Origin of the sequence: Actinospica robiniae DSM 44927 (assembly GCF_000504285.1) — a bacterium.
In the GTDB taxonomy this organism is placed as follows: Bacteria; Actinomycetota; Actinomycetes; order Streptomycetales; family Catenulisporaceae; genus Actinospica; species Actinospica robiniae.
In genome coordinates this window covers 1,390,606-1,404,051 of record NZ_KI632511.1, presented here as the reverse complement: position 1 = coordinate 1,404,051, position 13,446 = coordinate 1,390,606, and the positions used below count along the sequence as shown (strand labels likewise).

Annotated in this window: 13 protein-coding genes; 10 read left to right on the top strand and 3 right to left on the bottom strand. The window is 69.3% G+C overall.

Annotation, left to right across the window (positions count from 1 at the left end):
- Positions 1–68: 68 nt before the first annotated feature.
- Complete coding sequence (locus ACTRO_RS06055) at positions 69–1,040, top strand: LysR substrate-binding domain-containing protein (protein ID WP_084316002.1); 972 nt, start codon at positions 69–71, stop codon at positions 1,038–1,040.
- A 412-nt stretch (positions 1,041–1,452) separates the two neighbouring features.
- On the opposite strand, the gene ACTRO_RS06050 is transcribed toward ACTRO_RS06055, so the two are convergent.
- The 3 genes from ACTRO_RS06050 to ACTRO_RS06040 all read right to left on the bottom strand — a co-directional run bounded on the left by ACTRO_RS06050 (position 1,453) and on the right by ACTRO_RS06040 (position 5,823).
- A complete protein-coding gene (locus ACTRO_RS06050) occupies positions 1,453–1,911 on the bottom strand; it encodes a hypothetical protein (protein ID WP_157435818.1) in 459 nt (152 codons plus the stop codon).
- Between the two features lie 1,030 nt (positions 1,912–2,941).
- Entirely contained in the window at positions 2,942–4,177 is a 1,236-nt protein-coding gene (locus ACTRO_RS06045; protein ID WP_034261837.1) for an IS110 family RNA-guided transposase, read from the bottom strand.
- A gap of 404 nt (positions 4,178–4,581) precedes the next feature.
- A complete protein-coding gene (locus ACTRO_RS06040; protein WP_051450303.1) occupies positions 4,582–5,823 on the bottom strand; it encodes an ISAs1 family transposase in 1,242 nt (413 codons plus the stop codon).
- Between the two features lie 182 nt (positions 5,824–6,005).
- Here ACTRO_RS06040 and ACTRO_RS06035 point away from each other — a divergent pair, with 182 nt between their 5' ends.
- The 9 genes from ACTRO_RS06035 to ACTRO_RS05995 all read left to right on the top strand — a co-directional run bounded on the left by ACTRO_RS06035 (position 6,006) and on the right by ACTRO_RS05995 (position 13,370).
- Positions 6,006–7,298, top strand: a complete 1,293-nt coding sequence (locus ACTRO_RS06035) for an IS4 family transposase (RefSeq protein ID WP_425394854.1) — start codon at positions 6,006–6,008, stop codon at positions 7,296–7,298.
- Positions 7,273–7,554 (top strand): hypothetical protein, encoded by a 282-nt coding sequence (locus tag ACTRO_RS48635; RefSeq protein ID WP_051450305.1) that lies wholly within the window; start codon positions 7,273–7,275, stop codon positions 7,552–7,554. The genes ACTRO_RS06035 and ACTRO_RS48635 overlap by 26 nt, the downstream gene beginning before the upstream one ends.
- Before the next feature lie 343 nt (positions 7,555–7,897).
- Positions 7,898–8,116: a hypothetical protein gene (locus ACTRO_RS06025; RefSeq protein WP_034261835.1), complete on the top strand. Its 219-nt coding sequence runs from the start codon at positions 7,898–7,900 to the stop codon at positions 8,114–8,116.
- Entirely contained in the window at positions 8,116–8,319 is a 204-nt protein-coding gene (locus ACTRO_RS06020; RefSeq protein WP_034261833.1) for a hypothetical protein, read from the top strand. The genes ACTRO_RS06025 and ACTRO_RS06020 overlap by 1 nt, the downstream gene beginning before the upstream one ends.
- A 25-nt stretch (positions 8,320–8,344) precedes the next feature.
- Positions 8,345–8,746 carry a hypothetical protein gene (locus tag ACTRO_RS06015; RefSeq protein ID WP_034261830.1) on the top strand — a complete coding sequence of 134 codons (402 nt, stop codon included), beginning with the start codon at positions 8,345–8,347 and terminating at the stop codon, positions 8,744–8,746.
- 15 nt (positions 8,747–8,761) lie between these two features.
- Positions 8,762–9,154: a hypothetical protein gene (locus tag ACTRO_RS06010; protein WP_034261827.1), complete on the top strand. Its 393-nt coding sequence runs from the start codon at positions 8,762–8,764 to the stop codon at positions 9,152–9,154.
- Positions 9,155–9,213: 59 nt separating this feature from the next.
- A complete protein-coding gene (locus ACTRO_RS06005) occupies positions 9,214–10,791 on the top strand; it encodes an AAA family ATPase (RefSeq protein WP_211244116.1) in 1,578 nt (525 codons plus the stop codon).
- Positions 10,792–10,869: 78 nt separating this feature from the next.
- Entirely contained in the window at positions 10,870–12,699 is a 1,830-nt protein-coding gene (locus tag ACTRO_RS06000; RefSeq protein WP_051450377.1) for a VWA domain-containing protein, read from the top strand.
- Between the two features lie 65 nt (positions 12,700–12,764).
- Positions 12,765–13,370, top strand: coding sequence for a hypothetical protein (locus tag ACTRO_RS05995; protein WP_034261824.1), 606 nt, complete (start codon positions 12,765–12,767; stop codon positions 13,368–13,370).
- The last annotated feature ends 76 nt before the right edge of the window (positions 13,371–13,446 follow it).

Below are 13,446 nucleotides of genomic sequence, written 5' to 3'. Positions count from 1 at the left end.
GCCAGCGTCCCGCTTCACCCACCCATACGTCCAATACACGGTGCAGGCCATATCTATAGGCTCCGTGTATGGATCACCGGGTGGAGCTTCGCCATCTACGCTACTTCCTGGCCGTGGCCGAGGAACTGCACTTCGGCCGCGCCGCTGAGCGCCTGCACATCGCCCAGCCCGCGCTGTCGCAGCAGATCAGAGCACTGGAGACGATCATCGGCGTCGACCTGTTCCGACGTACCTCGCGCAGCGTCCGGCTGACCGAGGCCGGAGCGGCCTTCCATCCCCGGGCCCGGGACCTGCTCGACCGGCTCGCCGCGGACCTCGATGAGGCCGGCCGGATCGGGCGTGGAGAGGCCGGCCGCCTCGACGTCGCCTTCATCACCTCCGCGACCACCCTGGCGGGCGAACTGGTGCGCGCGTTCTCCCGCCGCCTGCCCGCGGTCCGGGTAAGACTGCGCGACGGCTTCACCGCCGAGGTGCTCACCGCTCTGGAACAGGGCACGGCCGACGTCGGGATCATCCGCGACCCGCAGGAGCGCGCCGGGATCACCCTGCACCCGCTGGCCGTCGAGCGGTTCGTCGCCCTTGTGCCGCAAGACCATCCGGCCGCGAACGCTCCGCGGGTGACCCCCGCGGCGCTCGCGGCGGACCCGCTGATCCTCTACCCCCGTGAGGCCGGGACGCATGCGTTCGCCGTGAACACGCAGCCGCTGCGAGACGCGGGCATCGACGTCCAGCCCGCCCAAGAGTGTTCCGACTGGCAGACCGTCATCGCCATGGTCGCCGCCGGCCTCGGCATCACCATCGCCCCCGACAGTGTCACGGCGCTGCTGCCCGCGGGCGTCCGGAAGCTCGAACTCGACGCGGCTCCCTACGAAAGCCGGATCTTCATGGCCACACGACGAGGGGACGAGCGCCCTCTCGTGCAGGCCTTCATCGCCGGCCGCATCCAGGACGGGCCCGGCTCAGACCGAACCTCCGAACACGAAGCTGAGGCAAACCCCGCCATCGTCGCACAGCGCACCCATCGAAGCGCGACAGGATGAAGAAGACGACAGGTCACTGAGAAACCGAAGCCGCAAGGCTCGCGAGAAGCCGAGCATCAGGCCAGATCAGGATGCAGCCCGCCGCAAGATCCCTTGAGAGCCTACAGAGCTCCCTGTGAAACCGGCCCCGACCGCCCGCCCGCTCCATCCTCGACCTCGACGGGCGCGCCGCGCGTGTCGGGCACCCCGTGCTCGACACGCGCGGCGCCTGCGAACTGCTGGCCAACCCCGCCGACTACGCCGAACTGGAAACGCCCGCCGCGCCCCGCTCGATCGCCATCGGCCGCGCCGGCGGGAAACACCGGCCTGTTGACCGGACTACGGCACGAAACTCGCCATGAGTGTCGGATAACCGGGCTCCTCCGGCCCGCTGGTCAGCGAGGGTGCGGCCGTCGCGCCCCTGCCGGGACGGTCATGCAAAAACGGGTCCGATCAGGTCGATGGGCTGGAAGGCCCTACGTTCGCGCGTGCTGGACTCCTGCATGTCAACGGGAGGGATGTTCTCCGCCGTGCCCGCCGGGGCGATCGCGTCGAGCGTGTCGTTATCCTCGTAGACGTACCAGGGCTGGTCGGTGTCGTTGGCTTCGCTGCTGAAGGTGGCACCGCTGACCCTGAAGCCCACAGCGTCGTGATCGTTTCCGGTGAAGATGAGGATGGCGCGCCCCGTTTCATCGGACCCGGTGTAATCGGCGATGGTGCCGAAATGGTCGGCGGTCGCCACGGCCCGCACGTCGTTGATGCTCGAAGCTGGTCCGGTCACCGCCTCCCAGCCGTCGTTCACCTGCACGTTCAGGTGCATCGAGTTGATCGCGGCCTTGATATCGTCCGGGATCCGCGGGCTTTCTGCCGCGAATGCAGCGGGTGCGCTCACCAGCGCGCACCCGGCCGCCAGGGTGCACGCTCCGAGCGTGGCCGCGCTCTTTCGGGACCAAACCGACATGGCCTTTCACCTCCGCGGCAGCCGCCGCATCGATAAAGCTCCCGCCCGCACGGACGGCTGGCATCGGATCAGTAAATCAATATCTTCAGTGCAGGCCGCGCGACGCGCCGAAAGATGATCAAGAAATCCCGCTGACCGGCTCGCCGACCGAATCCGCCCAGCAGGCTCGCTGAAGGCCGCTGTCCGCGGACGCTGCAGAATCCCCATCGACAAGCTGCGATGGGCAACTGACAGTCTCCAACCCGCTCGACCTGGAGCCGACGAGATCAGCACCACTCGCGCACTCCGTAGTCCGGAAAAGCGCCGCGGCCCTCCGTCTCCAGCCGACCACCAGCCCCGTATAGCGACCGGATCTAGCAGGCGCGCACCGATCGCCATGCCCGCCCTGTCAGCCTCTTGCGGCAGGCACGTCGCCATCGGCCCCTCCGATTCATGCTCCGATTCGTCCTCCGCCATTCCCCGTGCTTACAAGCGGAGGACCGCCTCCCAGCCATGCCCGCTGGTCAAACGCCTGGGTGACGGCGCTTCGACGACCAGACTTAATCTACAGATGAGTCAGCCTTCCGATTAACGTGGCCGGCGGCCCACCCCGTGTACTTCTGTCCTGATGCCGGCCCGGTTAGCTTACTCAGCTCTTGTCTTCGCTCGCCCTGGTTCTCACGGCCCTTTCCTTCTCCGCCTGGTTCTCGGCCTTCCCTGTCGTCGCTCTCGTACTGCGGCCAGTCCGACCACTACCTTATGCCGCTGTGGCAGCCTGTCAGCCCATGCCGTTACCCGTGGTGTCCGGCCGAGGCTCGGCGGTGACACCCTTGCGTGAAACTGCACGCCACGCGTTCATGGCCGCGCCGTACGGCGCCCGGAACGGCTGATCTGAAAATGAACGCAGGTCAACCTTGATCCTGGCGTGCCGGAGTGCCGGTTCGGCGTTCACTTGCCGGACCGGCTGGCGGGCGGTGTGGGGTCAGGCGGCCGAGGTGAGTTCTACGTGGTAGCCGAGGCGGCGCAGTTGGGCGATGGCGCGGTGTTTGGCCCGTTCGGGATTGATCTGGTCGAAGAAGTCGGCGCCGAGGTCGGCGTAGGGCACGTCGCTGTTGAGCATGTGCCAGACGGCGGTCAGGATGGAGTGCTGCAGCGCGACCAGGGCCTTCTTCTTCCCGATCCGTCCGATCAGGCGGCGGTAGCGGGCGCCGAGCCAGGTGTCTTTGGTGCGCGAGGCCGAGAGCGCGGCGATGCCCAGCGCGGCGGCGAGCCAGCGGTTGCCGTGTCGGGTTGCGGCCGGTCTTCGCTTGCCGGCGGACTCGTGGTGGCCCGGAACGGTCCCGGCCCACGAGGCCAGGTGCCCTGCGGTGCGGAACCGGGTCATGTCGGCGCCGGTCTCGGCGATGATGACCTCCGCGCCCGAGCGGCCGATGCCGGGGATCGTCTCGAGCAGCTCAAGCTGACGGGCAAAAGGGCGCATCGCCTCCTCGATCCGTGCGGACAGCTCCAGGATCGAGGCGGTGATCTGGTCGATGCGGCCGAGGTGGATGCGGCACAGGAAGGCGTGGTGCTCTCGGAAGTTGCCCTCCAGCGCCGCGACGAGGTCCGGGATCTTCGCGCGCATCCGGGCCTTGGCCATCTCGGCGAGCACGTGCACGTCGGACTCGCCGTCGATCAGTGCTTGGAGCATGAGGCGTCCGGAGACACCGAGGATGTCGGTGGCCACCGCCGAGAGCTTGATCCCGGCGTCCTCCAGCTCCTTCTCCAGCCGTGAGACCTCGCGGGTACGCTCGGCGGCCAGGGTGGAGCGGTACCGGGTGAGATCGCGCAGTTCGCGAATCGGTTCCGGCGGCACGAAGCTGGGCTTGAGCAGGCCGTGCTCGCCGAGCTGGCACAGCCATGCGGCGTCGGCGACGTCGGTCTTGCGCCCGGGCAGGCCTTTGGCGTGCGCGGCGTTGACCAGCATCACGTTCAACGCGTCTTCCAGCAGGTAGAACGGACTGCGCCAGTAATCGGAGGTTGCCTCCATCACCACCAGCGAGACCTCCTGCCCGACGAGCCAGTCGCGCAGTTCCAGCAGCGCGCCGGTCGTGGTGGCGAATGTCCGGATCTCCTGGCGTCTGGCCTTGCGGCCGGAAACCGGCGGCAGACGCACACAGGCCTTGAGTTCCTTCTTGCCGATATCAAGCGCGGCGCACCGCGCATGCAGTACTTCCACATCCCCTCCCGGACGGTCACAGCGAACACCGGCGCGACCGTCCGGGGGAGCTACAGGGCTAAAGAGTCTGATCTGCGTGCTCGAGGCAACAATCCACTGATCCTGTCAGCAGCTCCCGACGCCAAACTAGCCGACGGGCTCGAAGGCACCATAGAGAAACCGGCGTCCCGGACGGACGCCACACCATTTTCCCGCCCCACGGCGGCCAGCGCAGCGGCCTCGGGAACTAGCCGGGAAACTCACGCAAAGTTCTCGACCCGACACCCGTCAACGATCCAGAGGTAGACCACCCGCGCTACGACGCTTTCAGAGCCGCGCCCCCTAAAGAGTCTTGAAAACGGTCTTAGGCCATCAGAACAACGACGCTTTTAGAGGAATGGCAAAGGCTCAGGGCCTCTGCGTTCTCAGTGGCTGAGACCGAGGAGTGCGAGGGTGTCGTTGCGGTGGTCGCGCATGTGGTCGGTGGCGGCTGCGATGTTGGTCCAACCCAGGAGCTTGAGTAGCGCGAGTGCGAGGTTGCGGAGGCCGGCCATGACGCGCGGGGTGCTGCCGGTGCGGATCCGGCTGGCGTCCTCGCGCCAGGTCACGTCTCTGATGTGGTGCATTGCCTCGATGCCCCAGTGCTCGCGGGCGGCCTGGCCGAGCTTGACCGGCCCGGCCTGCTCGGAGGTGAGGCTGGTTATCGCGTAGGCGACCTCCTTGGTCCCGGCCCCGGGCGCCTTGCCTACGGCGCGACGGCGGGTGATCCGGATGACCTGTGCGGCGTGCGGGAAGTCGATGCCGTCGCACGGCGCGGTGCGGGTGATGCGCCTCTCCCGCCGCCCGTGGCCGATATCGAACGTCTCGGCGCTCGTGCCGGCCCGCTCGTGCTCGGCGTGGGAACCGGGAGCGAGCAGGTCCTGGGCCTGACGCAGGATCGAGGGTTGATTATCCTTCAGGAACAGCAGGTAATGCCCGCCTGCTGCGACGACGGCCTCGGCGGTGGCGCGTTGGGCGTGCAAGGCGTCCGCGGTAACCAGCAGGCCCGTGAGATCGACCCGGCCGAGCAGGTCCGGCAGCGCCGGGATCTCGTTGCTCTTGTCGGCGACCTGGACTTGCCCGATCACGCAGCCGGCCTCGGGCCGGTAGAGCGAGACCAGGTGCGGGCGGGTGCCGTCGGGCCTTGCCGCGCCGCGCACGCTCTTGCCGTCCGCGGCGGCCACCGGCAGCCGTGCCCCGTCGGCCTGGGCGCCGGCGTTCCTCGGGCGAAGGGCATCACGCTCGGTGCTTCGCAGCATCCCGGCCAGCCACGACCCGCACAGCATGTCCACCTCGTCCCCGTCGAGCACCTTCAGCGCCCGACCGAAGGTGGTGTCGGCAGGGCGCAGATTCCGGCCGGTGGCGCCGAGCCGATACAGGAACTCGTCGTCGGCGCTGCGGGTACGCCGAACCACCTCGACCATGGACTTCGCCCCGGCCAGCACCGCCGTCAACGCAGCGGCCAGCAGGAAGCCGAGCCGGTAGCGCCGCCCCCGGGCCCGGCGCCGGTCCGGGATCAGCCCGAGCACCTCGATCAAGGCCATCACCTGTCCGTCATCAAGCTCCACCGCCTCCACCCCGGCTGCGGCCAACTGGCCGGACACGACCTCGATGAGGGAAGATGACACGCGGGCACGGCTCCTTGGATCGCATGGCCTCGAGAACCAGACGATCATCAGGGACCGTGCCCGCCTACATCAAACCTCTGGGCTGACATCAACCCGCCACAGAGCTCAAGCCGTCCGCGCCAACCTCACCCCAATGCCGCTCAGCGTAGTGGGATCATGCTTGTGACCTGTGTGTTCGTGCGGTGATTGGTGGGGCGTTACGGTCGGGGGTGTCGCATAGTGCTGTGGAGGGCCTGTCGGGCCGTTTGACGGATCATGTGTCGGTCGGGTTGTTGGCGGCGGCGGTGCCGCGTGTGGTGATCGATGACGCGGTGGCGGAGTTCGGCAGGGGTGCGAAGCGGGCGGATGCGAAGCTTCCGGCGCATGTCATGGTGTATTTCGCGATGGCGATGGCGTTGTTCGCGGACGAGGACTATCAGGAGGTCCTGACCCGGTTGACCGAGGTCCTGAAGGATTGGGGGCGTTGGGACGCCGGGTGGGAGTGTCCCGGGTCGGGCGGGATCACCCAGGCGCGCAAGCGTCTGGGTTCTGACGTGGTCCGGGAGGTGTTCGAGCAGGTTGCGCAGCCGGTGGCGGGGATGCTGACGCGGGGGGCGTGGCTGGCGGGCAGGCGGATGGTCTCGATCGACGGGTTCGAGTGGGATGTGCCGGACAGTGCGGCGAACGCGGGGTACTTCGGGTACGCCGGTTCGGGCGGCAACCGGTCGGCGTTCCCGAAGATGCGGGTGGTGACGTTGGTCGAGTGCGGCTCGCGGGCTCCGATCGGCGCGGACGCGGGGCCGTGCGGCGGCAAGGGCAGCGGGGAGCAGTCCGCGGCGCGTCGGCTCTACCGGTTCCTCGACCAGGACATGCTGTTGTTGGCCGATCGCAACTTCTACTCGTTCGCCGACTGGTGTCAGGCGTCGCAGACGGGTGCTGAGCTGCTGTGGCGCCTGGGTGACACGATTGCGCTGCCGCTGGTCGCCAAGCTCGGGGACGGCTCGTACACCTCGGTGGTGTTCGCGTCGCGTACCTCGGCGAAGGTCCGTGAGCAGGTCCTGGCGGCGGCTCGGGCGGGGGCGGATCTGGAGGAGTTCGAGGATCGCGCGCGGCTGGTTCGGGTGGTGGAGTACGAGGTGGCGGACCGGGGCACCGCTGGGGAGCGGGAGCTGTTTTGCCTGCTGACGACGCTGCTGGATGCGCGCAGTGCCCCGGCCGCGCTGCTGGCGGCGGGATATCACGAGCGGTGGGAGCACGAGCAGGCGAACGCGCAGGCCAAGACGGTTCTACGGGGACCGGGGAAGGTCATGCGGTCCCAGAGCCCTGACATGGTGATCCAGGAGCTCTACGGCTACCTGCTCACCCACTATGCGATCAACTCCCTGATCTGTCGGGCCGCGACCGAGGCGGACATCGACCCGGACCGGGTGAAGTTCACCAACGCGGTCCGCATCATCCGCCGCCGGATCGATGATCCGGCGGCCTTTTCCCCCTGAGGGCCTGGCGGCCCTGCTCGAGCGGTTCAACACGGAGATCACCGCACCGCGCGAGCTGCATCGCGAGCGGCGCCACCGTTCCTACCCGCGCGTGGTCAAACGGGCACGTCACAACCAGTACGCCGTGAAGAAGGCCACTGATGTCGGGGTACGCCACGCCGGGCCGCCGACCCTACGCATCGCCAACCTCCCGCCGGCACGCCAAGTGCTGCATCCGGGACGGATCAGCACGGGAAACCTCGAACTCACCGCATGATCAATCTACCGTGAGCGGCATTGAACCTCACCCCGTCCATCAACTGAGAACGCAGAGGCCCTGGGCAAAGGCTGGACGTTATATCCGCACCGAGATATATTTTGAATGTGCCCGGGGGAAAGCCCCAAGCGGGGAAACGCGAACCGGACGCAATCCGAAAGGGAAATGGCGAATATCTCGCTAGATATAAGCCGGGAATCGAGATAGAATAAGAATAACGGCGAAACGGAAAACCCGAATGGGACACCGGCGCCGAAACGGAAAACAACCCCCCGCCCATAAGCCCTGCGCGAGCCATGCCGAAAACGGACGCACGCCGCCGGAAGTGAAAGGAGAACCCGCCATGGCCGCAGTGCCCGCCTGCCCCGCATGCGACTACACCCCGCCGGATGCGGCATGCGAGGAATGCGGCGCCGCACCGGGCGAGAAATGCCGCCCGCTGTGCACCGCCCCCAACGGCGAAGGCGGGCCCCTCGAACGACACGACCCGACCGCGCACGACTACAAGCAGGACTGCGTCCCGCGCCCGCCGACCTCCCGCGAACCGAACGGAAACCCGTGATGCCCACCGAGATCCTCACCGCCGTGGCCCTCGCCGCCGCCAACGCCTATTCGCCCGGTAAGCCCGACACTCGCCGCGCCCGCGCCTACGCCGCCTGGTACCTCAAGACCTTCACCCGGACCTGCACGGACCCTGCGACTCTGCCCGACCACACCTCCGGCATGGCCCGCTACGCCCACGAAACGGACGGCACCCCCGCCTGACCCCGACCCTCCGCAGGAGCACGCCATGACCGAGCCCACCGGCGCCCACGTACACGAGGACACCTTCACCATCCAGCCCCTGCCCGCCTGCCTTGCCCCGACCCCCGAGCAAATCGCCCGGCACGAGAAGGACTGGGAGCACCTGCCTGCCGCACGCCTGCCCCGCGCAGGAGATCCCGTGATGTTCGAACTAGGCCACGTGACCTGGCTGGTGATCCTCGACGGCGCCCGCCCGGTCACGGACCACAACAGCCTAATCGTGAGCGCCGGGCGGCTGATCACGGGAGCGTGCGGCGACGTGGAGTGGAGCCGGGCCTATGGGGTCGATCCCGAGGATCCGAACCTCGAGCCCGAGGACGCCGCCGCACTGCCCACCGTGCGCGACCTGCTGATCGCCCACGCCAACGATGCCCACCACGGACTATGAGAGAGCTCCCCGCCCATGACCGCCGCCACCCCGCCAGCGACCCGTGAGATCGCGACCCTCACCGACGCCCAATCCGACCGGCTCTACCTCGACTGGCACGACCAGGTCGCCGACGAGGTCAGCGACGCGATAGCCCTGACCACCGGCTACCGCGAGCAGCGCGAGAACGCCTACGCCGCCCTGCAACGCGACATCACCGCAATCGACCTGTCCCGCGCTGCGCCGACCAAGGCCAACTACCCGCCCGAATCCCCCGGATGGAAGGCGCTGCACGCACGAGGGTTCCTGCGCGACGCCGAGCGCTACTACGCCGGACGCAATCCCGCCCACGCTCTGAAGCTCCTGCAGTACGCCGCCGAACAAGCCCGCGCGGTCCTGCGCGAGATCGGCTGGCATCCCACCGCCTGACCCCCCGGCACCCCGCCAGTAACCCGCCGCACAACCGAAAGACGAAACCACGAACCGCCATGACCCTCCTCGACGACGCCCCGCCCGCACCCTTCACCCCCGAGACCGCTTCACTTCCCCCGGAAGTCGCCCGTGCCCTCGCCATACTCCGAGCCCACGGCCTCGCGGAAATGCCCAGCGCCGAGGCAACCGACGACGCCCCCGACTACGAAACCGACGAGGAATCAGACGCGCAGGAGGCATCCGCCGAGCACGACGCAGCAGAGCACGTCGAACCCGACGACGATCACGAAGAGGCCGAACCCGAGCCCGAACCCGAGGACGAAGGCGAAGAGGAGGAGCCTGACCCGAATCCGCAGCCCGCACTCGCCCCGACGACGCCTGCACCCGCCACACCACCGAGTACCGCACCCGCCTCGCCCGCCGCCCCCGCGGTACAAGGCACCGGTGCGCCCACGGGCCAGGCCGGCGCGGGGGCCCGCAGCAGGCCCGGCGAGTTGCAGGACAAGGTCGCCCACTACCTCGCCGACGAGGAGGGGACCGAGTTCACGGTCACAGAGGTCGCTAACCGGCTCGGGCACTCCGGCGGCGCGGTCGGCAACGCCCTGGAAACCCTGGCCGCCGACGGAAAGATAGCCAAGACCAACGGCAGTCCGCGCACCTACAAGGCCCGACAGCCGAACCCGTACCGTCCCGCGCCCCCTGCGCCCCGCCCGGCGACGCCGCCCCGCAGCACTGCCGCGCAACCGGCATCGGCTCAGGCTCCGGCGAACACGACCCCCGCGAACCCGGCTCCTGCGACACCTGCCGCACCGGCGCGGGCGGAGAAGCCGGGGACTGCGATTCGCCGCCGCAACGGCCAACTCTACTACCCGCGCACACTCGGCAAGCACCTCACCGATGTGCAGGCGCTGCACAAGCTGCGCGAAGCCGGGATCCCGGTACTGCTCGAAGGCCCGCCCGGCACGGGTAAGACGAGTCTGGTGGAAGCAGCGTTCCCGGACCTGATTCTGGTCGCCGGAGATGGCGACACCCAGGTCGCTGACTTGGTCGGCTCGTACACGATGCGCGCCGACGGCGGATACGAGTTCGTCTACGGTCCGCTGATCACCGCGATGACCGAGGGGCGCCCGCTATTCCTCGACGACGCCACCCTGATCTCCCCGAAGGTCCTAGCCGCGATGTACCCGGCGATGGACGGGCGGCGCGAGATCGTGGTCAAGGAGCACCGGGGGGAGACCGTCACCGCGACCGATGGCTTCTACGTGATTGCTGGTCACAACCCTGGGGTGCACGGCGCGATCCTGACCGAGGCCCTCGCCTCCCGGTTCGCCACACGCATCCAGGTCGGCACCGATTGGGAGCTCGCGGTCAGCCTCGGAGTCGATGAGCGCGCGGTCCAGATCGCCCGCAACCTCGCCACCCGCCAAGCCGCAGGCGACCTCGCCTGGTCGCCCCAACTGCGCGAACTGCTCGCGTTCAAGGCCATCCACGAAGTTCTCGGTGAGGACGCCGCGTTCGGCAACCTGGTCGCCCTCGCCCCGGGCGAAGACCGAGACGAAGTCGCCGCCGTGGTGCGCACCATCCTCGGCAAGGCCGCAAGCCCCCTTGCCCTCGGCAAGCAGGCCAAGAAGTAGCCCCACCCCCTCGCCCCCGGCCGGGGTGCCCCGCACCCCGGCCAGTAAATCAAGTACTGAAAGTATCGGTAGAGACAAATGAGTGTCGGATCCCACGTGCACCGCGCCCCGGACCCCGCCCTGACGGCGATGCGAGGACACCTGGCCTCCGCGATGGCTCGAACGGTCGCCGCGAAAGCGGGACCGGGCACAGCCCCGACGAGGCCGGTCAGGAAGACGAACAAGAAGCGTGCGGCCGAGTGGCTGCGAGTCGGTGCGGCGCTGTCCTACCAGGTCGGGGCGATCGCCGCCCGCGCGGACCTGATGGTCGAGGTGCGCCCGCGCGGCACCCGCGCCGGGGCGAAGGCCGTGTTCTACCCGGACCAGGCGAAGATCGAGATCGAGGCGAAGGCGTTCGGCCGGATCGACCCGGCGAGTATCGACCCTGACATCCTCGGCGACCGTGAACGCTACGCGGCGGCGTGGGGCGCGCTGACCCACGAGGCCGCCCACGCCCGCCACTCCAAATGGGAGGCCCCGCGCGAGAAGCGCGGCAGCGCCGCAGCAGAGGCCGCCGAGATGCTCGAGGAATCGCGCGCCGAGGCCCGCCTGCTCCAATCGCGCCCGGGAGATACCCGATGGCTCGGGGCGTGCGTGGCGGAGCTGGTACTGCCCAGCTTCCCCACGACACTGCCGGACACCCCCTGGGCGGCGGGCATGGCAGCAGGGCTGATCACCGCCCGCGCCGACGCCGGGATCGTGCCGAAGGGGATCGCCGTACCGGTCGAGTACGAGGTACGCCGCGTGATCGGACACGACAAGCTCAACCGCCTCAAGATGATCTGGACCGCCGCCCACACCGTGGCTGACGAGGACGCCGCCACGATGCTGCACCTGGGCACGCTGTGGTGCGAGACGCTGGACGTCGAGGCCGAGCAGCCCGCCCCCGACGAGCAGAACGCGGGCGCGCAGCAGGGCCCCGGCGCACCCGCAGCAGGCGGCGGGCGAATCGGCGCGGCGGTGCGCCGCGCAGCCCGGAAGGTCGCGAAGCAGGCGGCCGTACCGACCCCGAGCCCCCGCGCGCAGGCGCGCAGCCGAGCGCAGCAGGCCAGCAGAGCCGGGCAGCGGGTGTTCGGCACCCCCGCCCCGGACCCGAACGACCGCTCCGCCCACACCCCGATCACCGGTGTGCGCAGGCCGAGCGCCAAGGAAAAGGCGGCCACCGCCCGCCTCGGGCGCGCCCTGCGCCAAGCCGGAACCCGCGAACGCCAGGAGATCCGCAGCACCTCGATCGCCCCGCCCGGACGCCTCGGGATGCGCGCGGCCCTGGCCCGCGAGGCCCAGCGAGCCGCCGGAGCGATGCCCAGCGCCGAGCCATGGGTGCACGTAGCTCGCAAAGCCCTGCCGAACCCGCCGGTACGCGTCGGGATCCTCGCGGATGTCTCCGGATCGATGCAGGCGTTCGCAAAGCCGGTCGCCTCCGCCGCCTGGATCATGGCGAACGCGACCTACCAGGCCGGCGTCGACAACGCCTCCGCCACGATCGCCTTCGCCACCCAGGTCACCGTGATCACCCGCCCGGGCAAGCCACCGGCGCAGGTCACCGAGTTCAACGCGCACCCCGGGTGCCACCGGATCACCGAGTCGATCGACGCGCTCACCGGAGCCCTGGGCCTTTCCGCCCCCGGTACCGCCCGCCTCCTCGTGGTCGCCTCCGACGCCGAATTCGAACCGGCCGAGACCCAGGGCGCTCGCGAACGCATCAAGCATCTGATCGCCTCCGGCTGCGCGGTGCTGTGGCTGGATCCCACCGGCACGGCGAAGGTCCCCCCGGGCGTGACCTGCCTGCACCTGGCCGACCCGGCCGAGGCGCCCGAAGCGATCGCCAAAGCAGCCACCCGCGCCCTCGCCGCCGCAGCAGCCCGCTGAACCCGCCACACACCGCCGCGCCCGGCGGAACGATCCCGCCGGGCGCCCACCCCCAGGAGAACCTGATGACCTCGTACGACCCCGCCGACTTCCCACCCACCACCTCACACCGCGCGATCGCCGCCGTGATGACCGGCCCGACCACCTTCACCGCCGCCCTCGAACTCCAGGAATGGATCAGGGACCTGATCGCCGCCGGGTTCACCGACAGACGCCGGACACCACGACCGGTCACCGGCTCCCAGCACGCCTTCGAGGTCACCGACCCCGCCGGCCTCCTGCTCGCCCGCGCGGAGTACGGCTCGCACTGGCCCACCCGCACCATGATCGGACCCTTCTGGGAAGCGGAGTGGTGGGCGAGCTGCCCCGGGCTGATCCCCGCCGCAGCGATCCTCGCCGCCAGGCACTCCTTGAAGGACCCCGGGCTTGACGTCCAGGCCCGCCTGGACGCGGCCGGTTGGCACAGGACCCCGGCCCAGCACGGCACAGGCGAGCCCGAACTGGTGACCACCTGGTCCCTGCCCGACGCCTCGCGCGGCGTGATCCGGATGAACGCCGGTCCCGACCAGGGCTGGCTGATCCACCGCGACGTCATGCGCTCCTGCCCGCCCATCAGCGCCGCCCTGACCACCCCGCCCGGCGTCATCGCCGCCCTCGCCCTGACCTTCTGACACGACCGGAATCCTCATCGAGCCGGACGACCCGACCCAGCGGTCGAGTAGATCGCCAAAGCAGCCGCCCACGCGA